Annotated in this window: 23 protein-coding genes; 10 read left to right on the top strand and 13 right to left on the bottom strand. The window is 70.8% G+C overall.

The annotated features are described in order from the left end of the window. Together ACFV9W_RS37955 and mca are read right to left on the bottom strand one after the other, a co-directional pair. The gene (locus ACFV9W_RS37955) at positions 1 to 240 is read right to left on the bottom strand and encodes a hypothetical protein (protein ID WP_385770459.1); all 240 of its coding nucleotides are present in this window, start codon (positions 238 to 240) and stop codon (positions 1 to 3) included. Further along, entirely contained in the window at positions 233 to 1,114 is an 882-nt protein-coding gene (gene mca, locus ACFV9W_RS37950) for a mycothiol conjugate amidase Mca (RefSeq protein ID WP_385770457.1), read from the bottom strand. Before mca ends, ACFV9W_RS37955 begins: the two co-directional genes overlap by 8 nt. Positions 1,115 to 1,246: 132 nt before the next feature. Between mca and ACFV9W_RS37945 the strand changes: the two genes are divergently transcribed. Next, a complete protein-coding gene (locus tag ACFV9W_RS37945; protein WP_385770455.1) occupies positions 1,247 to 1,654 on the top strand; it encodes a DUF4307 domain-containing protein in 408 nt (135 codons plus the stop codon). A gap of 195 nt (positions 1,655 to 1,849) precedes the next feature. Next, positions 1,850 to 2,347: a transcription elongation factor GreA gene (gene greA / locus ACFV9W_RS37940; RefSeq protein WP_385770453.1), complete on the top strand. Its 498-nt coding sequence runs from the start codon at positions 1,850 to 1,852 to the stop codon at positions 2,345 to 2,347. 76 nt (positions 2,348 to 2,423) lie between these two features. Here greA and ACFV9W_RS37935 read toward each other — a convergent pair whose 3' ends face one another. The 3 genes from ACFV9W_RS37935 to ilvA form a co-directional block, all read right to left on the bottom strand. Further along, entirely contained in the window at positions 2,424 to 3,230 is an 807-nt protein-coding gene (locus ACFV9W_RS37935; RefSeq protein ID WP_385770451.1) for an ABC transporter permease, read from the bottom strand. Then, positions 3,227 to 4,222, bottom strand: a complete 996-nt coding sequence (locus ACFV9W_RS37930) for an ATP-binding cassette domain-containing protein (protein WP_385770449.1) — start codon at positions 4,220 to 4,222, stop codon at positions 3,227 to 3,229. The genes ACFV9W_RS37935 and ACFV9W_RS37930 overlap by 4 nt, the downstream gene beginning before the upstream one ends. A gap of 125 nt (positions 4,223 to 4,347) precedes the next feature. Continuing rightward, entirely contained in the window at positions 4,348 to 5,589 is a 1,242-nt protein-coding gene (gene ilvA / locus ACFV9W_RS37925) for a threonine ammonia-lyase (protein ID WP_385770447.1), read from the bottom strand. Between the two features lie 175 nt (positions 5,590 to 5,764). On the opposite strand from ilvA, the gene ACFV9W_RS37920 reads away from it, so the two are divergent. From ACFV9W_RS37920 to ACFV9W_RS37910, 3 genes are all read left to right on the top strand, one after another. Continuing rightward, positions 5,765 to 6,250: a MarR family winged helix-turn-helix transcriptional regulator gene (locus ACFV9W_RS37920; RefSeq protein WP_385770471.1), complete on the top strand. Its 486-nt coding sequence runs from the start codon at positions 5,765 to 5,767 to the stop codon at positions 6,248 to 6,250. Between the two features lie 85 nt (positions 6,251 to 6,335). After that, entirely contained in the window at positions 6,336 to 6,815 is a 480-nt protein-coding gene (locus ACFV9W_RS37915) for a sigma factor-like helix-turn-helix DNA-binding protein (protein WP_385770445.1), read from the top strand. Then, complete coding sequence (locus tag ACFV9W_RS37910) at positions 6,812 to 7,066, top strand: hypothetical protein (protein WP_385770443.1); 255 nt, start codon at positions 6,812 to 6,814, stop codon at positions 7,064 to 7,066. Before ACFV9W_RS37915 ends, ACFV9W_RS37910 begins: the two co-directional genes overlap by 4 nt. Position 7,067: 1 nt before the next feature. Here the strand turns inward: ACFV9W_RS37910 and ACFV9W_RS37905 are convergent, their stop codons facing one another. Continuing rightward, positions 7,068 to 8,243 carry a cystathionine gamma-synthase gene (locus ACFV9W_RS37905; protein WP_385770441.1) on the bottom strand — a complete coding sequence of 392 codons (1,176 nt, stop codon included), beginning with the start codon at positions 8,241 to 8,243 and terminating at the stop codon, positions 7,068 to 7,070. Between the two features lie 107 nt (positions 8,244 to 8,350). Here ACFV9W_RS37905 and ACFV9W_RS37900 point away from each other — a divergent pair, with 107 nt between their 5' ends. The 4 genes from ACFV9W_RS37900 to ACFV9W_RS37885 all read left to right on the top strand — a co-directional run bounded on the left by ACFV9W_RS37900 (position 8,351) and on the right by ACFV9W_RS37885 (position 14,260). Beyond that, on the top strand, positions 8,351 to 9,448 hold the full coding sequence (locus ACFV9W_RS37900) for a hypothetical protein (RefSeq protein ID WP_385770439.1): 1,098 nt from the start codon (positions 8,351 to 8,353) through the stop codon (positions 9,446 to 9,448). Between the two features lie 197 nt (positions 9,449 to 9,645). Then, a complete protein-coding gene (locus ACFV9W_RS37895) occupies positions 9,646 to 10,476 on the top strand; it encodes an alpha/beta fold hydrolase (protein ID WP_385770437.1) in 831 nt (276 codons plus the stop codon). 12 nt (positions 10,477 to 10,488) lie between these two features. Then, on the top strand, positions 10,489 to 11,310 hold the full coding sequence (locus ACFV9W_RS37890) for a helix-turn-helix domain-containing protein (protein WP_385770435.1): 822 nt from the start codon (positions 10,489 to 10,491) through the stop codon (positions 11,308 to 11,310). A gap of 91 nt (positions 11,311 to 11,401) precedes the next feature. Beyond that, positions 11,402 to 14,260 carry a family 43 glycosylhydrolase gene (locus tag ACFV9W_RS37885; RefSeq protein ID WP_385770433.1) on the top strand — a complete coding sequence of 953 codons (2,859 nt, stop codon included), beginning with the start codon at positions 11,402 to 11,404 and terminating at the stop codon, positions 14,258 to 14,260. On the opposite strand, the gene ACFV9W_RS37880 is transcribed toward ACFV9W_RS37885, so the two are convergent. After that, entirely contained in the window at positions 14,217 to 14,588 is a 372-nt protein-coding gene (locus tag ACFV9W_RS37880; protein ID WP_385770431.1) for a DUF1330 domain-containing protein, read from the bottom strand. The two genes, ACFV9W_RS37885 and ACFV9W_RS37880, sit on opposite strands and share 44 nt — an antisense overlap. Before the next feature lie 137 nt (positions 14,589 to 14,725). Then, positions 14,726 to 15,769: an NAD(P)-dependent alcohol dehydrogenase gene (locus ACFV9W_RS37875; RefSeq protein WP_385770429.1), complete on the bottom strand. Its 1,044-nt coding sequence runs from the start codon at positions 15,767 to 15,769 to the stop codon at positions 14,726 to 14,728. Between the two features lie 129 nt (positions 15,770 to 15,898). Here ACFV9W_RS37875 and ACFV9W_RS37870 point away from each other — a divergent pair, with 129 nt between their 5' ends. Next, on the top strand, positions 15,899 to 16,810 hold the full coding sequence (locus tag ACFV9W_RS37870; RefSeq protein ID WP_385770427.1) for a helix-turn-helix domain-containing protein: 912 nt from the start codon (positions 15,899 to 15,901) through the stop codon (positions 16,808 to 16,810). On the opposite strand, the gene ACFV9W_RS37865 is transcribed toward ACFV9W_RS37870, so the two are convergent. The 5 genes from ACFV9W_RS37865 to ACFV9W_RS37845 form a co-directional block, all read right to left on the bottom strand. Beyond that, on the bottom strand, positions 16,811 to 17,590 hold the full coding sequence (locus ACFV9W_RS37865; RefSeq protein ID WP_385770425.1) for a group II truncated hemoglobin: 780 nt from the start codon (positions 17,588 to 17,590) through the stop codon (positions 16,811 to 16,813). 71 nt (positions 17,591 to 17,661) lie between these two features. Next, positions 17,662 to 18,873 carry an LCP family protein gene (locus ACFV9W_RS37860; RefSeq protein WP_385770423.1) on the bottom strand — a complete coding sequence of 404 codons (1,212 nt, stop codon included), beginning with the start codon at positions 18,871 to 18,873 and terminating at the stop codon, positions 17,662 to 17,664. Beyond that, complete coding sequence (locus ACFV9W_RS37855) at positions 18,870 to 20,975, bottom strand: glycosyltransferase (protein WP_385770421.1); 2,106 nt, start codon at positions 20,973 to 20,975, stop codon at positions 18,870 to 18,872. The genes ACFV9W_RS37860 and ACFV9W_RS37855 overlap by 4 nt, the downstream gene beginning before the upstream one ends. Positions 20,976 to 21,223: 248 nt before the next feature. Further along, positions 21,224 to 21,910: an ABC transporter ATP-binding protein gene (locus ACFV9W_RS37850; RefSeq protein WP_385770419.1), complete on the bottom strand. Its 687-nt coding sequence runs from the start codon at positions 21,908 to 21,910 to the stop codon at positions 21,224 to 21,226. Between the two features lie 46 nt (positions 21,911 to 21,956). Next, positions 21,957 to 23,471 carry an ABC transporter permease gene (locus ACFV9W_RS37845; protein WP_385770469.1) on the bottom strand — a complete coding sequence of 505 codons (1,515 nt, stop codon included), beginning with the start codon at positions 23,469 to 23,471 and terminating at the stop codon, positions 21,957 to 21,959. Positions 23,472 to 23,645: the final 174 nt, after the last annotated feature.

Here is a 23,645-nt window from a genome sequence, read left to right as displayed (position 1 = left end):
TCAGGCGGACTTCCGCCCGGTGTCCTTGCCGCTCGTCGCACCGGCGGGCTCGTCCGGCTTCTCCTTGAAGTCGACCCTGCCCATGTGCCTGTTCATCGACTTCATCAGGCCCCACACCGCGACAGCCATCACGGCGAAGACGATGAAGCCGAGCACGCCCGGAGTCACCTTGTTCTCGTCGACCTCCTTGGCAAGAGGGACGAGATGGGTCAATGCCAGATTCGCGTTCACATCAGGCATTGTGTCGGATGCCCGCGAAGAGGTCGTCCTCGGGGAGGGAGGTATCGACGAGCGACTTCGCGAGCTCGTACTCCTCGGTCGGCCAGACCTCCTGCTGGATGTCCATCGGCACGCGGAACCAGCCGCCGTCGGGGTCGATCTGCGTGGCGTGCGCGATCAGCGCCTTGTCGCGGATCTCGAAGAAGTCGGCGCACGGAATGTGCGTGGTCAGCGTGCGCTCGGTGCGCGCCATGTCGTCCCAGCGCTTGAGCCAGTCCCCGTACGGGGACTCCATGCCCCGGTCGAGCAGCGCGTTGTGCAGCGCCTCGGTGCGGGGCCGGTTGAAGCCCTGGTTGTAGTAGAGCTTCTTCGGCTGGAAGACGGGGCCGAACTCGGCCTCGGGGTACTTCTCCGCGTCGGCCGCGCCGTCGAAGGCCACCATCGTGATCTTGTGGGTCATGATGTGGTCGGGGTGCGGGTAGCCGCCGTTCTCGTCGTACGTCGTGATGACCTGCGGACGGAAGTTGCGGATCTGCTTGACCAGGGCGCCGGCCGCGTGGTCGACGTCCTCCAGGGCGAAGCAGCCCTCCGGCAGCGGCGGCAGCGGGTCGCCCTCGGGCAGCCCCGAGTCGACGAAGCCCAGCCAGTCCTGCTTGACGCCGAGGATCTCGCGCGCCTCGTCCATCTCCTTGCGGCGGACCTCCCGGATGTTCGCCTCGACGTACTTGTCGCCCTGGAGCTTAGGGTTGAGGATGGAGCCGCGTTCGCCGCCCGTGCAGGTCACGACATGCACGTCCACCCCCTCGGACACGTACTTGGCCATCGTGGCCGCGCCCTTCGACGACTCGTCGTCGGGGTGGGCGTGAACGGCCATGAGTCGCAGCTGCTCAGTCAAGACAAGTTCCTCGGTGAGTAATGGGGCGCCCGGGTGCCTGGAGTGCAACGGGCAGCTTCTATAGTGACGGAACCGGGGGGCGGAAAATTCCGGTGCCCGTCCACGTTCGGGCGACGCGAGAGGAACTGGGCGATGAGCGCCGTACAGCAGCAGCTGCCCGAGGGCCGATACGGATCCTCACGCTCCGCCGACGCCCGCGCCGACCGCAAGCTGAAGATCACCGGAATCGTTCTCGGCACCCTGTTCGCGGCCATGATGGTCTGGTTCGGCTGGTACTACGTCGTCGGCGGCAGCAAGTTCAGCGGTGAGCTCATCGCCTTCGACACGAACAAGAACAACGTGCAGGTCCACATGGAGATCCGTAAGGACTCCGACGCCACCGGCTACTGCACGATCCGCTCGCAGAGCGAGGACGGCGCCGAGGTGGGCCGCGCGGACTTCCGCTTCGACCAGAAGCAGGACCGGATCGACAAGGTCGTCACGCTGCGCACCACCGACAGGGCCACGTCGGCGGAGCTCATCGGCTGCCACGCCGACTGACCGGCCCGGTCCGACGATCCGACGAATTGTCGATACGTGGCGTGGGTGCTGACCTGCGCCGACGCAACGCTGATGCCTTTTGTCCTCCCCCTTTCACGCCTGAATTGTTAGGCTCGTGGTTTCGCCCACTCCGTAGGGAACATCCTTCTGAGTAGGGCGATGCTTTGTATACCCAGTACCTACGAGGAGCGACCTGTGACCCAGACCAGCGAAGACGTCACCTGGCTGACGCAGGAGGCGTACACCAAGCTCAGGGATGAGCTGGCGTACCTGTCTGGTCCCGCGCGCGAGGAGATCACTCAGAAGATCGCCGCGGCGCGCGAGGAGGGCGACCTGCGGGAGAACGGCGGGTACCACGCGGCCAAGGAGGAGCAGGGCAAGCAGGAGCTCCGCATCCGCCAGCTGACCCAGCTCCTGGAGAAGGCCAAGGTCGGCGAGGCCCCGGCGGCGACCGGCGTCGTCGCGCCCGGCATGGTCGTCACGATCGCCTTCGACGGCGACGAGGACGACACCCTGGAGTTCCTGCTCGCCTCGCGCGAGTACGCGAGCAGCGACTTCGAGACGTATTCGCCGCAGTCCCCGCTCGGCACGGGGGTCAACGGCCACAAGGTCGGCGAGGACGTCGACTACGAGCTGCCGAACGGCAAGAAGGCCTCGGTCCGCATCCTCAAGGCGGAGCCCTTCAACGGCTGACGCGCGACGGACATGAGTGGGGCCCCGCGGCATGCGTGCCGCGGGGCCCCACTCGTGCGTACGGGGCCGGCGGGCGTCAGGCCGCCTTGCGGTACTTGCGGACCGCGAGGGTGCGGAAGACCAGGATGATCACGACGGACCAGATCACGGAGGCCCAGACCGGGTGTTCCATCGGCCAGGCGCCGGTCACCGATTTCGGCACGCCCTCGATCGTGTTGCCGAACAGCTCGCGGGCCGCCGCCACCGTGGCGCTGAACGGGTTCCACTCCGCGATGTACTGGAGGAACTTCGGCATGCCGTTGACCGGCACGAACGCGTTCGAGATGAACGTCAGCGGGAAGAGCCAGATCAGGCCGCCCGAGGTCGCGGCCTCCGGGGTGCGCACCGACAGGCCGATCAGCGCGCCGATCCAGGTGAACGCGTAGCCGAGCAGCAGGAGCAGGCCGAAGCCCGCCAGGACCTCCCCGATGTTCGTGTGCGTACGCCACCCGACGAGCAGTGCCACCAACGCCAGCACGACCAGCGTCACGGCCGTCTGCACGAGGTCGGCGAGGGTACGGCCCGTGAGCACCGCGCCACGCGCCATCGGCAGCGAACGGAAACGGTCGATGAGGCCCTTGTGCATGTCGTCCGCGATGCCCGCTCCGGCGCCCGCCGTGGCGAAGGTGACGGTCTGGGCGAAGATGCCCGCCATCAGGAATTCCTTGTAGGCGCCGGCGCTGACCCCGGCTCCCGGAATGGCGATCGAGCCGCCGAAGACGTACGTGAACAGGACCACGAACATCACCGGCTGGATGATCCCGAAGAGGATCATCTCGGGGATCCGGGTCATCCGGATCAGGTTCCGCTTGCCGACGACCAGGGAGTCGCTCCAGGCGCTCATTTCCTCGCCCCCTTCGGGCCCTCGGCCGACTCGCCCGCGTCGGCGGCCGGTTCCTCCGCGACATGCCCGGTCAGCGAGATGAACACGTCGTCCAGGGTCGGCCGGCGCAGGCCGATGTCGTCGATCTCGATGCCGCGCGCGTCCAGGTCGCGGATGACCTCCGCGAGGAGCTTCGCGCCGCCGGTGACGGGGACGGTCAGCTTGCGGGTGTGCTCGGCGACGGTCGTCTCGCCCTTGCCGTAGCCGGCGAGGACCTCCCGCGCCGACTCGATGTGCTCCGGCTCGTGCACCACGACCTCGACGCGCTCGCCGCCGGTCTGCGCCTTGAGCTGGTCGGCGGTGCCGCGGGCGATGACGCGGCCGTGGTCCACGACGCAGATGTCGTGCGCCAGGTGGTCGGCCTCTTCGAGGTACTGGGTGGTGAGCAGCAGCGTCGTACCGCCGGCGACCAGTTCCTGGATCACTTCCCAGAGCTGCTGGCGGTTGTGCGGGTCGAGGCCCGTCGTCGGCTCGTCCATGAACATCACCGGCGGGGAGACGACGAGCGCGGCCGCGAGGTCGAGCCTGCGGCGCATGCCGCCGGAGTACGTCTTGGAGGGGCGGTCGGCGGCGTCCGCGAGGTTGAAGCGCTCGAGGAGCTCGCCCGCCCTCTTCTTTGCTTCCCTCTTGGGCAGTTGGTAGAGCTGCCCGACCATCTGCAGGTTCTCCCTGCCCGTCAGGTATTCGTCGACGGCGGCGAACTGGCCGGACAGGCCGATGGAGCGCCGCACCTCGTTCGGATTCTTCAGTACGTCGATCCCCGCGACGACCGCCCGGCCGCTGTCCGGCGTGAGCAGCGTCGTCAGACAGCGCACGGCCGTCGTCTTCCCCGCCCCGTTCGGCCCCAGCAGGCCGAGGACCGTGCCTTCCGGTACGTCCAGATCGACGCCGTCCAGAGCCTTTACATCGCCGAAGGTCTTCACCAGACCTTCGGCGTAGATAGCGCCTGGCATGCCGCTCCCCCAGTGTCTCGGTGACTACCTATGTGAGGAAAGTGTAAATTTGCCGGGTTGTCCCCGCCCGGCAAGCCGTGAGGCGTGCCACACGCTAACGCGATGTATCGCGTACCGCCACGGAATTACTCGATGACCGTGTAGCCCGCCTCCCGCAGCGCGGCGCCGACCTCGGCGCAGTGCGCGGGACCCTTCGTCTCCAGGTGCAGCTCCACCTCCGCCTCCGTGAGCCCGAGCCGCGGATCGGTCCGTACGTGGCTCACATCGGTGACGTTAGCGTCGGCCACTGACAACACCTGAAGGAGCGTGGCCAGGGCGCCGGGGCGGTCCGTCAGGCGCAGTCGCAGCGAGAGGTAGCGGCCCGCCGCGGCCAGGCCGTGGGTGAGCACGCGCTGCATCAGGAGCGGGTCGATGTTGCCGCCGGACAGCAGCGCGACGACCGGGCCCTCGAAGGCGCCGGGCTCGCTCAGGAGCGCCGCGACGGGGCTCGCGCCCGCGGGCTCGACGACCAGCTTGGCGCGCTCCAGGCAGAGCAGCAGCGCACTGGAGAGCGCGTCCTCGGAGACCGTGCGGACGTCGTCGACCAGGCCGGAGACGAGCTCGAAGGGGACGTCGCCGGGCCGCCCCACCTTGATCCCGTCGGCCATCGTCGACGGCGACCCGATCGCGACCGGGTGCCCGGCGGCCAGCGAGGGCGGGTACGCGGCGGCGCCCTCCGCCTGGACGCCGATGACCCGCACGTCCGGCCGCAGCGCCTTCACCGCGACGGCGATGCCGGCCGCGAGTCCGCCGCCGCCGACGCCGACCAGGATGGTCCGCACCTCCGGGCACTGCTCGAGGATCTCCAGGCCGAGCGTGCCCTGGCCCGCGACGACGTCCGGGTGGTCGAAGGGGTGGATGAACACCGCCCCGGTCTCCTCCGCGTAGCTCTGGGCCGCGGCGAGGGTCTCGTCGACCACCTGGCCGTGCAGCCTGACCTCGGCGCCGTACTCGCGGGTCGCGGCGACCTTCGGCAGGGGCGCGCCGACCGGCATGAACACCGTGGAGCGCACGCCGAGGAGCGAGGAGGCGAGGGCCACCCCCTGCGCGTGGTTGCCCGCGCTCGCGGCCACGACCCCGGCGGCCCGCTCCTCGGGCAGCAGGCCCGCGATCCGCACGTACGCGCCGCGCAGTTTGAAGGATCCGGTGCGCTGGAGGTTCTCGCACTTGAGGTGGACCGGCGTCCCGGCCAGCTGGGAGAGGTGGTGGCTGTGCGCCATCGACGTCACACGCGCCACCCCGGAGAGCATTTTCTGGGCGCCGCGGACGTCGTCGAGGGTCACCGCGGGCGCCGGGGTCGGCAAGTAGTCAGACGCGCTGTTGCTCATGACGAAAGTCTTGCAGCTCACGGCGTACGCCTCTCGTGATGCTCACGCTGCGAGACCGGATTGCGCACGGCCGGTACGGCCAGCGCTTTCGCCGCGTACCCTGTGGGCCATTCCAGTGCAATCCACCACCCACGCATGAAGTGAGCCCCCGGCCATGCCCACACCACAGGAAACGATGGACATGACGACCGCTGGTGACCCCGGCCTCCTCGAAACGCTGCAGCACGAGGTGGCGGTCTTCGCCCGTCGCGCCGAACAGACCCGGCTCGGCGGGGTCGGGCAGGTGCGCAATTCGATGGACCGAGCCGCATACCTGCTGCTCAACCGCCTCGACAAAGAAGGCCCGATGGGCGTCAAGGCGCTCGCCTCGAGCATGGGGATCGACTCCTCGACGGTGACCCGCCAGGTCGCCCCGCTGGTCGACACGGGCCTCGTCAAGCGCACCTCTCACCCGGAGGACGGACGTGCGGTGGTGTTGCAGTTGTCGCCGCGCGGCGCGGCGCGACTCGACGAGGTACGCACTTCGAGGCAGGAATTGATGGCGCAGTTGACGCAGGAGTGGGAGCCGCAGGAGCGCGAGCAGTTCTGCGCGCTCCTCGCACGCTTCAATTCCGCCCTCTCGGCGCGCCACGGCCAGCCGACGCCGCCCGCCGAGTCCTGACGGCCTTCGGGCACATCGGTTACGCGTTACGCATGAGCGGCTCCCGCCTCTTGACCAGGGAGCCGCGGTCGGCCTCATATGAAGGGTGCGAGAACGGCAGGCGTTGCAGGACGCCCGCCGGGCCCGTGAGTTCGAGGCGTTCGTCGCGGGCGCGGCCGGGCGGCTGCTGCGTGCCGCGACGCTCCTGACGGGGGAACCGGCGGACGCCAACCCCCGCGCGCGCAAGCTGCTCACGGTCGCCCTCGGCCGGACGTATGCCTCCTGGGACCGTCTTCGGGGTGAGGATCCCTACGACTGCGCGCGCAAGGAACTGGCCGTCCGGTTCGCCCACGGCGCGTGGCACCACCATCGCGCGCGGGGCGGCGCCCTTGGGCAGCTCAGCCCCCAGGAACGCCTGGTCCTCGTGCTGCGGCTCTTCGAAGGGGTCGGCGAGGAGCAGACCGCCTCGCTGCTCGGGCTTCCCGCGGAGCGCGTCCGCTCCGTGCACGCGCGGGCGACGGCCCTCGTCCTGCACCCGCCGCGCGGCCCCGCGCCCGCCGAACTGCAGGGGGCGGCCCGGGCATGAGTCTCCAGGAGCGCAATGAGGCGGCCGTGCGTGCCGTGCTCGACAGCGGGCCGGCGCCGGTGGTGCCCGCGGAGCTGTGCGCGGACGCGATGCGCAGGGGCGCCCGGACGCGCAGGCGGCGCCGGGCGGCGGTGCGGTTGATGTGGTTCGTGCTGGTCGTCGCCGTCGTGTCGTTCGTGGTGTGGGCGACGGTCGAGCGGCCGTGGGTGGAGCCGCCGTCGAAGACGACTCCACAGCTGACCGGCTGGTGACCTACTTCTTGTCGAGCGCCTGCTGGAGGTCGGCGAGCAGGTCGTCGGCCGACTCGATGCCCACGGACAGGCGTACGAGGTCGGCGGGGACCTCCAGGGCGGAGCCCGCGACGGAGGCGTGCGTCATCCGGCCGGGGTGCTCGACGAGGGACTCGACGCCGCCGAGGGACTCGCCCAGCGTGAACAGCTCCGCCCGGTTGCAGACCTCGACGGCCGCCTCCTCGCCGCCCTGGACCTGGAACGACACCATGCCGCCGAAGGCCTTCATCTGCTTCGCCGCGATCTCGTGCCCGGGGTGCTCGGGCAGTCCCGGGTAGAGCACCTTCGTGACCCGCGGGTGGCGGGTGAGCATGTCGGCGACGCGGGTGGCGTTCTCGCTGTGCCGGTCCATGCGCACGGGCAGCGTCTTGATGCCGCGCAGCACCAGCCAGGCGTCGAAGGGGCCGGCGATGGCGCCCATGGCGTTCTGGTGGAACGTGAGCTCGTCGGCGAGGGCGTCGTCGTTGACGACCAGGGCGCCGCCGACGACGTCGGAGTGCCCGCCCATGTACTTCGTCATCGAGTGGACGACGACGTCGGCGCCGAGCGCGAGCGGCTGCTGGAGGTAGGGGCTGGCGAAGGTGTTGTCGACGACGAGCAGGGCCCCGGCCTCGTGGGCGACCTGGGCGACGGCCGCGATGTCGGTGATGCCGAGCAGCGGGTTGGAGGGCGTCTCCACCCACACGGCCTTGGTCAGCGGCGTGATCGCGGCGCGCACCGACTCGACGTCGCTGGTGTCGGCCACCGAGAACTCGACGCCCCACCGCGTGACGACCTTCGCGAACAGCCGGAACGTGCCGCCGTACGCGTCGTTCGGGATGACCACGTGGTCGCCGGGGGCGAGCAGCGTGCGCAGCAGGCAGTCCTCGGCGGCGAGCCCGGAGGCGAAGGCGAGCCCGCGCCTGCCGCCCTCCAGGGCGGCGAGGTTCTCTTCGAGTGCGGTACGGGTCGGGTTGGCGCTGCGGCTGTACTCGTAGCCGCCGCGCAGGCCGCCCACGCCGTCCTGCTTGTACGTGGAGACCTGGTAGATCGGCGGGACGACGGCGCCGGTCACGGGGTCGGCCGTGTTGCCGGCGTGGATGGCGGTGGTCTCGAAGCCGCGCGGGGTGCTGCCGCTGTGGCTGTGCGTGTCGCTCATGGCGCCCGAGCGTAGGCGTTCGGGAGCGCGGAGGTGGGGCGCAGCGCGCTTTTGCGGCCACCGCTGTCGGGAACCCGGCGGCGGACCGGCGCGTTAGCGTTGTTGATATGGGAATTCTCTGGGGGCTGATGGCCGCGGTCATGATCGGGCTCGTGGTGTCGCAGTTGATGCGGCACCGCGGCGGGATTCGTCAGGTCGCGCCCGGTTCGCCGGACGCCGCGGACCCGGCGGACTACGGGTTCATGCTTCAGGAGGACCTGGACGTGCGGCTGCCGGGTCCCGACCAGGACCTGCTCGACGTGATGGCGGTCGTGCAGCGCAATCAGGACTACACCGCCGCCTCCCAGCTCCTCGCGGGCACCGGCAAGGAGACCGAGACGCGCTGGGAGCGGGTGCAGGCGGTCGCCGGTGCGGCCGCCCTTGAGGCGCAGCAGACGCCGCGGCTCGGTGCCGGGTGGCTGCACGCGTGGCGCTCGCAGGCGCCGAAGGACGCGGGCGGGGCGCAGGTCTTCGCCGAGTTCCTGGTGCAGCAGGCGTGGCGCGGCGGCGGCACGCCCGAGGAGCAGCGGATCGTCCTGGAGGAGGCGCGCGACGCCTGCGACCAGGCGGCGATGCTGGCCCCCGGCGATCCCGTCCCGCACATCACGCAGCTCGCCGTCGCGCGCGGACTCGGCTATTCGCAGGCCGAGTTCGAGCAGCTGTGGCTGAAGATCCTCGACACGGCGCCGGGGCACATGGGCGCGCATCTGGCCGGTCTTCGGTACTGGACGGAGAAGTGGCACGGCTCGCGCGAGCAGGCCTTCTCGTTCGCCGAGGCCGCCGCCGCGCGTGCGCCGCGCGGCTCGCTGCTGGCGGCGCTGCCGCTGTTCGCGCTGTACGAGCACGTGCCCGATGTGAACCTGGTGCGCGGCTTCTACGAGAGCGAGGTCGTCACGAAGGCGCTGCACGGCGCGCTGTACGCGGTGCACTCCGCGCGCCCCGACGACCCGATGCTCGCGCACGTCCGGCATCTGCTGGTGTTCTTCCTGGTGCGCAGCGAGCGCTGGTCCGAGGCGATGCAGCAGCTGGTGCACGTGGACGGTCATGTGGGCGCGATCCCGTGGACCGCCGAGCCGGACCCGGCCGCGTCGTACGCGGTGTACCGGGCGCTCGCCGTCGCGGGTTACGAGGCGAACGGCGGGAGCCCGGCGACGCTTCGTCATTGACCCGTGCCGTGCCTACGTCTCGGGGCTCCGCCCCGGACCCCGCGCCTCAATCGCCGGCGGGACTTGATTGTGCTCACCCATCGTCGACGGGCTTGATCTGGCCCCTTGGACGGGGAACATCCGTCCAATACCGCCGGTGCCCTCCGCCGCGATGCTCGTCCCACAGCCGGTACGGCAAACGGGAGGCGGGCAGCGTCATGGCGGAGCTCAGCGCAGCAGATGTCCACGTGGAAGTGACCGGGCCGCCGCAGGCGCCCGCCGTGCTGCTGATTCACGGCAGCGCGGGCTCCCTCGAACACTGGGACCCGGTGGTCCCGGCGCTCGCGGAGAACTTCCGGGTGATCCGGGTGGACCTCCCGGGGTGCGGGCGCTCCCCCGCGCCGCGGACCGGCGGCTTCGGGGTGCCGGAGCAGGCCGGCCGGGTCGAGGCCGTCCTCGACGGGCTCGGGGTGCGGCGGGTGACCGTCGTCGGCCATTCCTCGGGGTGCATGGTGGCGACGGCCCTGGCCGAGCGGCGGACCGGGATGGTGACGGCCGTGGTCCTCATCGGCATGGGCCCGGACCTGACCGCGCAGACAGCCGAACTCCCGCTGGTGCGGCTACTGTTGGCGCCGGTCGTCGGCCCGCTGCTGTGGCGGCTGCGGACCCCGGACGCGCTGCGCAAGGCCGCGAGCTCCTCGGCCGCGCGGCCCGTCGAGATCCCCGACTCCTACGTCGAGGCCACGCTGGCCATGACGCACCGCGCCTTCGTCGGGACGATGCGCGGCAACCGGGAGTACCTGGGGCAGCGCCCGCTCCCGGAACGGCACGCCCCGCTGGGCCTGCCGCTGCTCGTCCTCTTCGGCGCCGAGGACCCGCGCTGGCGCCCCTCGTCGGCGCAGGCGTACCGCGCCGTGCCGGGGGCCCGGATCGAACTGTTGCCGGGGGTGGGCCACCTGGTCATGCTGGAGGCACCGGAGGAGACCGGGGCGCTGCTGCGGGAGTTCATCTCGGCGGCCGCGAAGGACACCCCGCACCCGTCGACGTGAAAGGGGGCCCGGATGCCACGGCCCTCATGGGACATCGCCGTACCGGCCCGGCCCGGGCGGCTCGCGGGGCTGCGGATGGCCGGATTCAGCGACCGGGCGACGGAGCTGCGGAACCTGCAACTGATCCCGCACCCTTCGGTCACCCTCGTGTTCAACCTCGGGGGCACGCCCGTGTCCGTCGAGGACGGCGCCGGCCGGCGCGGCTGTGAGCGGACGGTCGTCGGGCTCGCGCCCGACACTGTGCGGGCCATGGGCGAGCGCGGCTTCGCCTGCCTCCAGGTGCGCCTCTCGCCGATGCTCGCGCACGCGGTGCTCGGGGCGCCCGGCGGGCCGTACGGGGAGGCGGTCGACCTCGACGCGCTGTGGGGGCGGGCCTCCGCCGAGCGCCTGCAGGAGCGGCTGCGTGCGGCCGGGACGTGGCCCGAGCGGTTCGCGATCGCCGAGCGGGCGCTGACGCTCAGGGCCCAGGACGGACCCGTCGCCGACCCCGAAGTCGCCTACGCCTGGCGGCTGTTGGCGGCCCACCACGGCCGCGTACGGGTCGACCGGCTCGCCGCCGAGACCGGCTGGAGCCGCAAGCGGCTGTGGTCCCGGTTCCGCGACCAGGTCGGCCTCACGCCGCAGCACGCCGCACGCCTCATCCGCTTCGACCACGCCGCCCACCGCCTCGCCGCGGGCGCGCCGCCTGCCCGCGTCGCCGCGGAGAGCGGCTACGCCGACCAGTCCCATCTGCACCGGGACGTCCGCGCGTTCACCGGCGCGACGCCCTCGGCGGTCGCGGGGACGCCGTTCCTGGCGGTGGACGACGTGGCGTGGGCGAGCGACGGCAGCTGACTATTCGACATCTCGAACGGTCTTCGATTTCTCGTACCGATCTGCGTCGGAATTCTTGACCCACCTGCCACAGAACTCTTCACTGACACACATGCCGCCCACCAGAAACCACCAATACCCGCTGTCCCCAGCCGCCTTGACGCGACGTCACCTGCTGGTCGCCGGTTCCCTCGCCCTCGCGGCGGTCGCGCTGCCCGCCCCCGCCGCGCACGCGCGGGCCCGGGAAGGGGAGTACGAGGGCTACCTCTTCGTCTACTTCACCGGCGAGGGCGCCGCGAACGGCGAGCAGATCCACATGGCGCTCAGCCGCGGCGACGACCCGGTGCGGTTCCGGGAGCTGAACGGCGGCGGCGCCGTGCTCACCTCGGACATCGGCGACAAGGGCGTGCGCGACCCGTTCGTCATCCGCTCCCCCGAAGGCGACCGCTTCTTCCTCATCGCCACCGACCTGAAGATCAACGGTGGCCCGGGCTGGGACCACGTGCAGCGGCACGGCAGCCGGTCGATCATCGTGTGGGAGTCGACCGACCTCGTGACCTGGGACGGCCCCCGGTCCGTGCGGGTGTCGCCGGAGACCGCGGGCAACACCTGGGCCCCGGAGGCGTACTGGAGCGAGGAGCTCGGCGAGTACGTCGTGTTCTGGGCGTCGAAGCTGTACGCCGAGAGCGACCCGGAGCACACCGGGGACACGTACAACCGGATGCTGTACGCCACGACGAAGGACTTCCGCACCTTCGGCGAGGCCAAGGTGTGGAACGACCCCGGCTACTCGGTCATCGACTCGACGGTCATCGCGCACGACGGGACGTACTACCGGTTCACGAAGGACGAGCGGTCGGCGTCCCAGTCGCCGTACGGGAAGTTCATCCTGGAGGAGAAGGCGGCCGACCTGCTCGACACGGACTGGGACACGGTCGCCGAGGGCATCGGCATGGGCTCGATGGCGCAGGGCGAGGGGCCGCTGGTCTTCAAGTCCAACAGCGAGTCGAAGTGGTATCTGTTCATCGACGACTACACGGGCAGCGGCTACATCCCGTTCGTCTCCGACGATCTCGCGGCCGGGAAGTGGACGGAGGTCGAGCGGCGCCGGCTGCCCGCCGCGCCGCGGCACGGGACCGTACTCCCGGTCACCGCCGCCGAGTTCGAGCGGATACAGAAGAAGTGGGGCGTCGCGCCGGTGCTCGCCGACGCCAACGGGCTCGTCGCGCACTGGCCGCTGACCACCGACGCCAAGGACGCCTCGGGGCACGGCCACCACGGCACCGCCTCCGGTGACGCCGCCTGGTCCGACAGGGCGCTGGTGCTCGGCGGGAGCGGCGGGCACGTCAAGCTGCCCGACGACCTGCTCGCCGGGCTCGACGCGGGCACCGTCACCGCCGACGTATGGGTGGACGAGGGCCAGGCGACGCCGTACTTCCTGTACGGGTTCGGGAACACGGCCGCCTCGACCGGGTCCGGAAACGGCTATCTGTTCGCCACCGGCGGCGGCGCCGACTCGGGGTTCCGGGCCGGGCTCTCCGACGGCGACTGGAAGCGGGAGGAGGAGGCGAACGCGGGCACCGGCCTGCCGCGCGGGCGCTGGGCGAACGTCACGTTCACCGTCGACGGCGCCACCTCGCGCCTCTACCTGGACGGCGTGGAAGTGGCGGCGAACACCACCGCGGACCTCACGCCCGGCGACATCGGCGGCGGCCGCACCACCGCCAACCACCTGGGCAGATCCCAGTACTCCGCGGACCACACCCTCAAGGGCCGGCTGCGCGACGTACGCCTCTACAACCGCGCCCTGTCCGCCGACGACATCGCCGCGCTGCCGTCCAACGCGACCCGGATCCGCGCGGTCGGGCTCGACGCGCTGAAGGTGCCCGCGGTCGTCGAGGGCGAGGGCGGGACGGTGGTCCTGCCCGTCGAACCGGGGACCCAACTACGCGCCTTGAAGCCCGAGTTCACGCTCGCGCCCGGCGCCCGGATCAGCCCGGCGAGCGGCAGGCGCGTCGATCTGCGCTCCCCCGTCACGTACACGGTCACCTCGGCCCGGGGCGAGAAGCGGGCCTGGAAGGTGTCGGCGGTCGAGATGCGCACGCCGGTGCTGCCGAAGTTCCACGCCGACCCGAACATCGCGGCGTTCGGCGGGACGTACTACCTGTACTGCACGACCGACGGGTTCGCGGGCTGGGGCGGTACGACGTTCAGTGTCTGGTCGTCGAAGAACCTGGTCGACTGGACCGACCGCGGCGTGATCCTCGACCTGGGGAAGGACGTGAGCTGGGCCGAGTCCCGTGCCTGGGCGCCGACGATCGCCGCGAAGGGCGGCCGGTACTTCTTCTACTACTGCGCCGAGGCGAAGATCGGCGTCGCGACGGCCGACTCCCCCACGGGCCCGTTCAAGGACAGCGGCAAGGCGCTGATCACCGCCAACCCGGACGGCGCGGGCCAGGCCATCGACCCGGCCGCGTTCACCGACGACGACGGGCAGACGTACCTGTACTGGGGCAACGGGTCGGCGTGGGTGGTGCCGCTCAACGACGACATGGTCTCCTTCGACTCCGCGAAGGTGCGCCGGATCAAGGGGCTCGCGGACTTCCGTGAGGGCCTGTTCGTCGTGAAGCGCAAGGGCGTCTACCACCTGACGTACTCCATCGACGACACCCGCAGCGAGAACTACCGCGTCGGGTACGCCACCTCCGACTCCCCGTACGGGCCGTTCACCGACCGCGGTGTCGTCCTGGAGAAGGACCCGGCGCAGGGCATCCTCGGCACCGGCCACAACTCGATGCTCCAGGTGCCGGGGACCGACGACTGGTACATCGCCTACCACCGCTTCGCGCTCCCGGACGGCGACGGCACCCACCGCGAGACCACCCTCGACCGGGTCTCGTTCGGCGCGGACGGGCTGCTGCGGCCCGTCACTCCGACGCTGACGGGGGTGCGGCCGCGGCGGATTCCCTGAGCCGCGCCGCGGTGCGCGCCGCGTCGTACGCCGCCGGGACGCCGTCGAGGAAGACCATGCTGCCCGGGAGGTGGTCGGTGCGCAGCGGCAGGATCTCCTGGTAGGCGGGGGACGCGTACCAGGCGTGGACCGCCTCCAGGTCGGGGAACTCGACCATCACGATGTCGCCGAGCCGCTCGCCCTCCACCCACTCCCCCGGCTTTCCGTGGACCAGGAAGCGGCCGCCGTAGGGGGCGAAGGTGGACTGGACGCGCTCGATGTAGGTGAGGACGTCGGGGTGCGGCGCACCGGACGTGGTGGCGAGTACGGCGATCGCGTAGGCGGTCATGGAAAAGCCCTCCCTGGGGTCCGGCGGGATCTGGTGGGTACGGGTTCGATCCTGCCGGGCCCCGGGGAGGGCGGCCATGACCTCTCAGGTCATGAACGTCATGAACCGACTCATGACGTCAGAGGTGCGGGGGTCGCTCAGATCGTCGCCGCGTCGATCACGAAGCGGTAGCGCACGTCCGAGCCGAGGACCCGCTCGTACGCCTCGTTGACCTGGCTCGCCTCGATCAGTTCGATCTCGGCGCCGAGGCCGTGCTCGGCGCAGAAGTCGAGCATCTCCTGGGTCTCGGCGATGCCGCCGATCATGGAGCCGGCGAGCACCTTGTTGCCGCCGATGAGCGAGAACAGGTTGAGGGAGATCGGCTCCTCGGGGGCGCCGACGTTCACCAGCGCGCCGCCCGTCTTGAGCAGGCCCAGGTAGGCGCCGAAGTCGACCTGCGCGGAGACCGTGGAGAGGATCACGTCGAAGGTGCCCGCGAGCTCCTCGAAGGTCTTCGGGTCGCTGGTCGCGTAGTAGTGGTCGGCGCCCAGCTTCAGGCCGTCGTCCTTCTTGCGCAGCGACTGCGACAGGACGGTGACCTCCGCGCCGAGCGCGTGCGCGATCTTGACGCCCATGTGGCCGAGGCCGCCGAGACCGACGACGGCGACCTTCTTGCCGGGGCCCGCGCCCCAGTGCTTCAGCGGGGAGTACGTGGTGATGCCGGCGCAGAGCAGCGGCGCGGCCACGTCGAGGGAGAGGCCCTCGGGGATGCCGAGGACGAAGCCCTCGGTGACGACGACCTTCTGCGAGTAGCCGCCGTAGGTGGGCTCGCCGTCCTTGCCGACGCCGTTGTACGTCTGCACGTTGCCCTGGACGCAGTGCTGCTCGAACCCGGAGGTGCAGGGCTCGCAGGCGCCGCAGGAGTCGACCATGCAGCCGACGCCGACGCGGTCGCCGACCTTGAACTTGGTGACGCCCGCGCCGACGGCCTCCACGACACCGGCGATCTCGTGGCCCGGGACCATCGGGAAGATGGCCTCGCCCCAGCCCTCGCGGGCCTGGTGGATGTCGGAGTGACAGATTCCGGCGAACTTGATGTCGATCAGTACGTCGTGCTCGCCGACGGTGCGGCGCTCGATGGTGGTGCGCTCCAGCGGGGCCTTGGCGCTGGGGGCGGCGTATGCGGCAACAGTCGTGGTCATGTCCTCAAGCCTGCTCCCGGCCCGGCCCCATCTCCAAAGAATCCGCAGGTCACCGCTTTGCGTACGTCCAGTGGTCCTACTACTGGCGGGGTCAGGCTCCCGGTCCTACGACCGGGAATACTGGACAGCATGGACGAGAACGATGCGGCCGGGGAAACCGCGGCGGACCGCCCGGACCAGCTGGACCGGCGCGCCGAGCTGAGCGAGTTCCTGCGCACCCGGCGGGCCCGGCTCAAGCCCGAGGACGTGGGCCTCGCCTCGGCGGGGCGGCACCGGCGGGTGCCGGGCCTGCGGCGCGAGGAGCTGGCGCAGCTCGCCGGGGTCTCGGTGGCGTACTACACACGGCTGGAGCAGGGCAACGGGCGCAATGTGTCGGCGGAGGTGCTCGACGCCATCGCGCGCGCCCTGCGGCTCAGCGACACCGAGCACGCGCACCTCGTGCACCTGGCGAGGCCGACGCGGCAGCGCCGCAAGTCGCCGGCGCCGAAGCGGCAGCAGCACGTGCGGCCCGCGCTGCGTCATCTGCTCGACGCGATGGAGGGCGTGCCCGCGTACATCGGCGGGCCGCGCTCGGACATCCTCGCCTGGAACCGGATGGCGGCGGCGCTCTTCGGCGACTGGGGGCAGCTGCCCCGCGTCGAGCGGAACTGGGCGCGGCTCACGTTCCTGAACCCGGACTACCGGGAGCTGTTCGTCGACTGGGACACCAAGGCGACCGACATGGTCAGCTATCTGCGCCTGTACGCGGGCCGCAACCCCGAGGACCCCGAACTGTCCGCGCTTGTCGGTGAACTCTCCGTCAAGAGCGAGGAGTTCAGGCGCCTGTGGGCCACGCACGACGTGAAGGAGAAGGGCCACGGCGTGAAGCGGATGCGGCACCCCTTGGTGGGTGAACTGACGCTCGCCTACGAGACGTTGCACCTGCCGGACGACGACGGCCAGTTCTTGTCCGTGTATCACGCGGAGACGGGGACCGCGTCGGCGGAGGCGCTGCGCCTGCTGGCGAGCTGGGGCGCGGACGCGTTGCGGGCCGAGCTGTAGCTAGGGGTGGTACGGCGGCGCCGCGCCCCACGTCCAGTGCGGCACCGGTTGTTCCGCGGGGCGTTCGGCGCCCGGACCGGAGAAGTGCACCGCAAGCCGCGTCCCCCACTCGATGTACGCCAGGAACGCCGAGCGGAATTCCGCGTCCGCCGGCAGGGCCGCCTCGTCGGCCGCGTCCTGGATGAGGTTGACCCAGCGGCGCCGCTGCGGCTCGGTGACCGCCTTGCCGATGTGCATCGCGACCATGTGGCTGTGGCCGCCGTACCGTTCGGAGTAGGCGGGCGGGCCGCCGAAGACCTCGCCGAGCCAGAGGGCTACGTGCTGCGCGTGCTCGGCCGGGAGGTCGGCGAAGAGCGGGCCGAGGAGCTCGTCCTTCACCACCTTCTCGTAGAAGACCGAGGTGAGCCGGTCGAACGCCGCGGCGCCGCCCGCCCATTGGTAGAGCGTGGGTTCCGCGGAGCCCGTGCCGCGCACCGTGGTCGGCGCGTAGTGGCGCATCTCGTCGATGTACCCGACGTACGGGCGGATCTCGGTGAGGAACACCGGGAAGAGGTCGGAGGCGCGGAAGCCCTTCAGGTGGTCCTCGGTCGACGTCCACACGATGCGCAGGATGTAGTGCTCGAAGTCCTCTTCGCAGCGGGTGAGTTCGTACGAGACGCAGTGCTCCGAGGCCGCCAGCTGGCGTGCCGCGCGGGTGTACGCGGCGAGGAACTCGGCCGAGCGGTCCTCGGGGATGCGGTAGCGGATGTACTCGACGGTGCGCTGGGATCGAGTGGTCATGCCCTCCAGAGAAGCACCGCCGGAGCGCTCCGGCCACGCCGTCAGCGACGAGCGCAACCGGAGCGGGCCGGTCAGCCCTTGAGGGTGACCGGACGGTCCTCGCGGAGCTCGGAGAAGAGGAGGTTCGCCTTCTTCTTGTCCCAGAGGATGGCGCTGCCCTTGGGGGTGTCGAGGCCCAAGGTGCCGACGGGGACGCCCAGTTGCCTGCCCTGGCCCGAGGACACTCCCTGCATCGCCTTGAACAGCCGGGTCAGCTGCGGCACCCCGGTCGACTTGTCGACGATGAGCGTGTCCAGGCCGGCGCCCGCCGTGCCGTACATGGTGGACGGGTTCATCAGCACGCCCGGCGACGAGGCCTTCTCGGCGAGCGCGGAGAGGAACTTCTGCTGGTTGCGGGAGCGGCCGAGGTCGCCCTCCTTCTCCTGGTGGCGCTGGCGCACAAAGCCGAGCGCCTCGCGCCCGGTCAGGGTGTGGCAGCCCTTGGCGAGGTCGAGCCCCGCCTTGTCGTCGACGATGTGCCGGTCCACGCACATCGGCACGCCGCCGACCGCGTCGACGATGCCGACGAACCCGGCGAAGCCGATCTCCGTGTAGTGGTTGATCCGCAGCCCGGTGTTCGACTCGATCGCGCGGACCAGGAGTTCGGGGCCGCCGAGCGAGAACGCCGCGTTGAGCTTGTTCTTCGCCGCCTTGTGGTGGACGCCGGTCTTCGGGTCCACGTACGGCGGGATGGTGACCCAGGAGTCGCGCGGCAGGCTGGTGAGGGTGGTGCCGTTGGCGCCGGTGTGCAGCACCATCATCGAGTCGGTGCGGCGGCCCTCGGAGCCCAGTTCGGAGCCGGTGTGCAGGTTCTTGGCCTGCTTCTCGCTGAGTCCCTCGCGGCTGTCGGAGCCCACGATCAGGTAGTTGGTGCCCTTGCCGGGCGCGGCCCGGGTGGGGATCGACGCCAGGTCGACCTCCCCGTCGAGCCGGGTGCCCGCCCACACGTACGTCCCCGCGCCCGCGAGCACCGCGAGCAGCACCAGCAGGCACAGGCCGCGCACCACGAGCCCGAACTTGGTGCGCCGCCGCTTGCGCTTGGGCTCGCGCTCGCTGCGCTTGTAGCTGCCGTCGGCCCGGCCGCCGGGCCTGTTGGCCGGCACCGGGTCGAAGGGGTGGTGCTCGACCTCGTACGAGTGCGGCTCGTACGAATGGGGCTCGGGCTCGTACCCGTACCGCTCCCCCTCGTACTCGCCGTACGGGTAGGGCGTCGGGGTGTATGCGCTGGGGTTCAGGGTCGTCACCTCGCGACCGGCAGGTCGGCCTCGTCGGCCGGCCTGACGATGTGCTGGGCCGCCGCGGCGGCCGTTCCGGAACGGTGCATGCGCTGCCACTTCAACCGGCTGCCGCCCACGAAGGCCACCACGGACTGGATGACCACGAGGTACATCAACTGCCGGTACACGAACAGCTGGAAGGGCAGGGACCAGAGCGTGCGCCTGCGCTCTCCGTCGAGCTTCAGAGCGTACGCCGCGACGACCATCTGGAGACCGAGGAATCCCAGCCAGGCCACCACGGACGTGGTCGTGTCACCGGCGAACACGGCGCTGTAGAACATGAAGACGTCGATCATCGGGGCGAGCAGCGGCAGCACGACCTGGAAGAGGAACAGGTAGGACAGGCCGCGCCGTCCGAAGCGGCCCGCGGGCCCGACCTCCAGGACCGCGCCCCGGTGCTTCCACATCGCCTGCAGGGTGCCGTAGCACCAGCGGTAGCGCTGGCGCCACAACTGCCGCAGGGACGTGGGGACTTCGGTCCACGCGATGGCGGTCTCCTCGTACACGACCCGCCAGCCGGCCCGCCACAGCGCCATCGTGAGGTCGGTGTCCTCGGCGAGGGTGTCCTCGCTGAGGCCGCCGACGCCCATCAGCGCGTCGAGCCGGAAGGCACCGATCGCGCCGGGCACGGTCGTCATGCACTCCAGGACCTCGAACATCCGGCGGTCGAGGTTGAACCCGAAGACGTACTCCAGGTGCTGCCAACGGCCGAGCAGCCGCTTGCGGTTGCCGACTTTGGTGTTGCCGCTGACCGCGCCGACGGCCGGGTGGGCGAGCGGCTGGATCAGGCGCTGGATCGCGTCGGCCTCGAAGACGGTGTCCGAGTCGATCATCACGACGTACGGGCAACGGGTGTACTTGAGGCCGTGGTTGAGGGCCGCCGCCTTGCCCGAGTTGGGCTGGCACAGCACCTGCACGCGCGGGTCCCGGGCCGCGTACTCGCTCGCGATCTCGACCGTGCGGTCGCTCGACCCGTCGTCGATGACGATGATCTGCATCGGCTGATGGGTGGAGGCCAGCAGCGAGCGCAGCGTCGCGCCGATGCCCGCCTCCTCGTTGTACGCGGGTACGAGCACGGTCACCGGATCGCGGATCTCGCGCAGCCAGGGCGAGCCGGGCCGGAACCGTTCGAGCCGTCTGACGTGCGCGCGGGCGAACAGCACGAGCACGAGCAGCCGCAGCACGCCGAGGCCGGCCGCGGCCGTGAGCACCCACGACAGGGCCGAGACGAAGCTGCGGCCGAGCGTCTGGAACCAGATCAGACCCTGTCCGAGCCAGCGCACGGGCGCGGCCACCTCGCTCGTCGCCTGCCGGTCGGTCTGCGCGCCCTCCGTGACGGTGGCGAACTTCTTGGCCTGCGGGTTCGCGAGCAGCTTCTGCGTCTCGCGATAGCCGAGCGAGGTCTGGCTGAGCTGGCGCACCAGGCCGTCGCGCACCCGCTGCCCGGAGTGGTCGGCCGCGACCAGGGTGTAACCGGCGGCGGACGCGGCCTGCGCGGCGGGCCACTCGCCGCCGCACATGGTGGCGACGGTGGTGGTCATCGGCATCCGCAGGAGCGTGGTGCGAAAGCCGCCGCTGCCCGCGAACGCGCTCTGCGTGAGTCCCAGTTCGAGCTTGCTGCGCACCTTGGACGAGCTGCCCAGGTCGGCGCCCGTGTAGGTGTTGGAGCCGATGTCGTGGCCCTCGGCCCTGATCCGCTCGACCAGCTTCGGATACTGCGCGGCCTTGGCGCCGTTGAGGAAGAACGTGGCGTGCGCGTGATGCTTCTTGAGCAGCGCGAGCAGCTTCGGCGTCGCCTTCGGGTAGGGGCCGCCGTCGTAGGTGAGCGCGACGGTGCCGGGCCGCATCGAGGCGCTGTGCACCCGGCCACCGTCGATGGACAGCACCGGTCCCGCGCCGGAGGCCGACGCGGGCACGGGCTGCGTGCAGGCAGGCTTCGTCCTGGCGCCGTCCACCTCGTTCTGGGTCCAGCCCTGGAAGAGGAGCGCGCCGAGCAGCACCGGCAGGGTGAGGGCGAGCAGCAGCCAGTGCGCCCGCGGATCCCTCGCTTGTTTGTGCCGTGCCCCCATCAGGCGTCGGCGCCGGCGTCGCCGCCCGGCCGGCCCCGGCCCTGACGAAGCGACCACATCAGGTGCCCGTTCTCCACGTTCCACTCACACATGGGAGGCGAGTGTATTGATGTGACCGTCTGAGAATTGGGGCATTGGCAAACATCTGGGACCGGAGTGCCAAGTGACAAACGGCACACCTTCCGATTCGAGCACAACCCTTTGCTCGAAACGTGTTCACTTCGACGACACCTGTGGGGGCGTTCGGGTCAGGCGGCCGGGGCGTTCTCGGTGACCGTGATCCGCCCCTTGCGGATCGTCGCGAGGCGGGGCGCCTTGCGGGCGATCGCGGAGTCGTGGGTGACCATCACGAAGGTCAGCCCGTGCTCCTTCCAGCGCTCCTCCAGTACGTCCATGATCTCGTCGCGCATCGACTCGTCGAGGTTGCCCGTGGGCTCGTCGGCGAGCAGCACCTTGGGGTTCTTCACCAGGGCCCGTGCGATGGCGACGCGCTGCTGCTGGCCGCCGGACAGCTCCGCGGGCAGATGCCCGAGCCGCTCGCCGAGGCCCACGGACCGCAGCGCCTCGGCGGCCCGCTCCCGCCGCTCGGCGCTCTTCAGGCCGAGCGGCACCAGGGCCGTCTCGACGTTCTCCAGCGCGCTGAGCGTCGGGACGAGGTTGAAGGACTGGAAGACGAAGCCGATGGACTCGGCGCGGACCTTGGTGAGCCGGGCCTCCGGCAGCGTCGCGAGGTCGACCCCGTCGAGCACGACACTGCCCGCCGTGGGCCGGTCGAGCCCGCCGAGCATCTGGAGCAGGGTCGACTTGCCGCCGCCGGTCGGCCCCTGGATGACGAGCCGGTCGCCGTCGCCGATGGTCAGGTCGACGCCCGCGAGCGCGTCGACGGTCTCCTTGCCGCGCCGGTACCGCTTGGTGACGCCGGTGAGCTGATACATGGTGCAACTCCTGTGCTACGTAAGGTGATGGGCGGGACCGCTGGTGCTACGCGACGCGGCGCAGCGCGTCCGCCGGGCGCAGCCGCGAGGCCCGCCAGCCGCCGAAGGCGCCGGCGATCAGCCCGCCCGCGACGGCGAGGCCGACCGCGAGGGCGATGGTGGTGGCGGAGACGGGCGCGCTGAGCGCGATGTCGAGGGTCTTCGCCCCGCCGCCGGCCGCCTGGCGCATCATTCCGCCGCCACCGCCACCGCCACCGAAGCCGCCGGCGGGACCACCGCCCATGCCGCCACCGCCGCCCGCGCCGCCGCCGAGCTGCGCGGACAGGCTCGGGCTGATCGCGGTCACCGCGTACGCACCCGCGAGCCCGACCGCGATGCCGAGAACGCCGCCGATCAGCCCGTTGACGACCGACTCGCCGACGACCTGCCGGGTCACCCGGCCCGAGGTCCAGCCGAGCGCCTTGAGCGTGCCGAACTCCCGGACCCGCCGGGCCACGGCCGAGGACGTGAGCAGCCCCGCCACCAGGAAGGCGGCGACGAGCACCGCGATCGACAGCCACTTGCCGACGTTCGAGGCCAGGTTCGAGGCGGTCGACAGGGAGCCGGAGACGGTGTCGGCGAGATCGGCGGACGTGGTGACGGTGGTGCCGTCGATGTTCTTCTGGATGGCCGCCTTCACGGCGTCGATCCGCTGCGAGTCGGTCGCCTTGACGTAGACCGTCGTCACCTTGGACTTGGCGTCCGCGAGCGTCTGGGCCCGCTTCAGCGGCACGTAGAGATTGGCGGCCGCGTCCCCGCTGTCCGCGGTCGCGACGCCGATGACCTGGTACTTGTCGCCCTTGACGGTCACCTTGTCGCCAACGGCGAGCTTCTTCTCCTTCGCGTACGCGGAGTCGACGACGGCGACCCTGGAATCCGTCTCGGAGGTCTTGAAGCTGCGCCCCTTGGTGATCTTCGAGGAGGTCAGCGGTCCGAGCTTCTGCTGGGTGACGTCGGTGCCGTAGACGGAGAAGGAGTTGACGTCGAAGGCGGCGCCACCTCCCTGGACCCGGCCCTGCGGCTGGCCACCCTCGCCACCGCCGCCCTGGCCGCCGCCAGGACCGCCCTGCGCACCGCCGCCCCCGTCCTGCTCGAACTGGCCGCGCGTGAACTGGCCGCTGACCTTCATCACCTGCAGGCTGAGCCCGCCCACCGTGTCGGCGACGCCCTCCTGGCCCGCGACCTTGGAGACGGTGGAGTCGGCGAGGGTCTGGAAGCCCTGCACCATCACGCGGTCGCTGGACTGGTCCTTGTCACCGGAGTCGCTGTCCCTGGCGTCGAAGTTGAACTTCGGGCGCCCCGTGTCGTCGCCCGCCTTCGGCGCGCTCGCCGCCTTGGTGACGGTCATGTCCGTGCCCAGGCCGTACAGCGACCGCAGGACCTTGTCCTGCGCCTGGGTCATCCCGGCGGACACCGAACCGACGACGATGACGAGCGCGATCCCGAGCGCGAGCCCGGAGGCGACGACGAGCGCCGCTTTTCTGCGGCGGCGCAGCTCACGCCGGAGATAGGTGAAGAACATCGAAGCCTCGCCGATGACGGCCCGCACGAAGGGGGCGTTTGGTCAGGAATCAGCGGGAGCCGGAGCGTCGGGGACGCGACCGCTCCCCCTGCGGCGAAAAGGTATTGCGGGGTTGTAATGGGTTCGTGAGGCCGGCAATAGAACGCCATGATAACCAGGCTCTTATAAACAACG

Origin of the sequence: Streptomyces sp. NPDC059897, assembly GCF_042730865.1 — a bacterium.
Classification (GTDB): Bacteria; Actinomycetota; Actinomycetes; order Streptomycetales; family Streptomycetaceae; genus Streptomyces.
This window is presented reverse-complemented; position numbering and strand designations above follow the sequence as displayed.

Excerpts from the sequence above, each read along its gene's own strand:
- ACFV9W_RS37955 (WP_385770459.1), bottom strand. The coding sequence starts at position 240 with ATGCCTGATGTGAACGCGAATCTGGCATTGACCCATCTCGTCCCTCTT.
- ACFV9W_RS37945 (WP_385770455.1), top strand. The coding sequence starts at position 1,247 with ATGAGCGCCGTACAGCAGCAGCTGCCCGAGGGCCGATACGGATCCTCA.
- ACFV9W_RS37935 (WP_385770451.1), bottom strand. The coding sequence starts at position 3,230 with ATGAGCGCCTGGAGCGACTCCCTGGTCGTCGGCAAGCGGAACCTGATC.
- ACFV9W_RS37930 (WP_385770449.1), bottom strand. The coding sequence starts at position 4,222 with ATGCCAGGCGCTATCTACGCCGAAGGTCTGGTGAAGACCTTCGGCGAT.
- ilvA (WP_385770447.1), bottom strand. The coding sequence starts at position 5,589 with ATGAGCAACAGCGCGTCTGACTACTTGCCGACCCCGGCGCCCGCGGTG.
- ACFV9W_RS37920 (WP_385770471.1), top strand. The coding sequence starts at position 5,765 with ATGGACATGACGACCGCTGGTGACCCCGGCCTCCTCGAAACGCTGCAG.
- ACFV9W_RS37910 (WP_385770443.1), top strand. The coding sequence starts at position 6,812 with ATGAGTCTCCAGGAGCGCAATGAGGCGGCCGTGCGTGCCGTGCTCGAC.
- ACFV9W_RS37905 (WP_385770441.1), bottom strand. The coding sequence starts at position 8,243 with ATGAGCGACACGCACAGCCACAGCGGCAGCACCCCGCGCGGCTTCGAG.
- ACFV9W_RS37900 (WP_385770439.1), top strand. The coding sequence starts at position 8,351 with ATGGGAATTCTCTGGGGGCTGATGGCCGCGGTCATGATCGGGCTCGTG.
- ACFV9W_RS37895 (WP_385770437.1), top strand. The coding sequence starts at position 9,646 with ATGGCGGAGCTCAGCGCAGCAGATGTCCACGTGGAAGTGACCGGGCCG.
- ACFV9W_RS37890 (WP_385770435.1), top strand. The coding sequence starts at position 10,489 with ATGCCACGGCCCTCATGGGACATCGCCGTACCGGCCCGGCCCGGGCGG.
- ACFV9W_RS37885 (WP_385770433.1), top strand. The coding sequence starts at position 11,402 with ATGCCGCCCACCAGAAACCACCAATACCCGCTGTCCCCAGCCGCCTTG.
- ACFV9W_RS37880 (WP_385770431.1), bottom strand. The coding sequence starts at position 14,588 with ATGACCGCCTACGCGATCGCCGTACTCGCCACCACGTCCGGTGCGCCG.
- ACFV9W_RS37875 (WP_385770429.1), bottom strand. The coding sequence starts at position 15,769 with ATGACCACGACTGTTGCCGCATACGCCGCCCCCAGCGCCAAGGCCCCG.
- ACFV9W_RS37870 (WP_385770427.1), top strand. The coding sequence starts at position 15,899 with ATGGACGAGAACGATGCGGCCGGGGAAACCGCGGCGGACCGCCCGGAC.
- ACFV9W_RS37865 (WP_385770425.1), bottom strand. The coding sequence starts at position 17,590 with ATGACCACTCGATCCCAGCGCACCGTCGAGTACATCCGCTACCGCATC.
- ACFV9W_RS37855 (WP_385770421.1), bottom strand. The coding sequence starts at position 20,975 with ATGGGGGCACGGCACAAACAAGCGAGGGATCCGCGGGCGCACTGGCTG.
- ACFV9W_RS37850 (WP_385770419.1), bottom strand. The coding sequence starts at position 21,910 with ATGTATCAGCTCACCGGCGTCACCAAGCGGTACCGGCGCGGCAAGGAG.
- ACFV9W_RS37845 (WP_385770469.1), bottom strand. The coding sequence starts at position 23,471 with ATGTTCTTCACCTATCTCCGGCGTGAGCTGCGCCGCCGCAGAAAAGCG.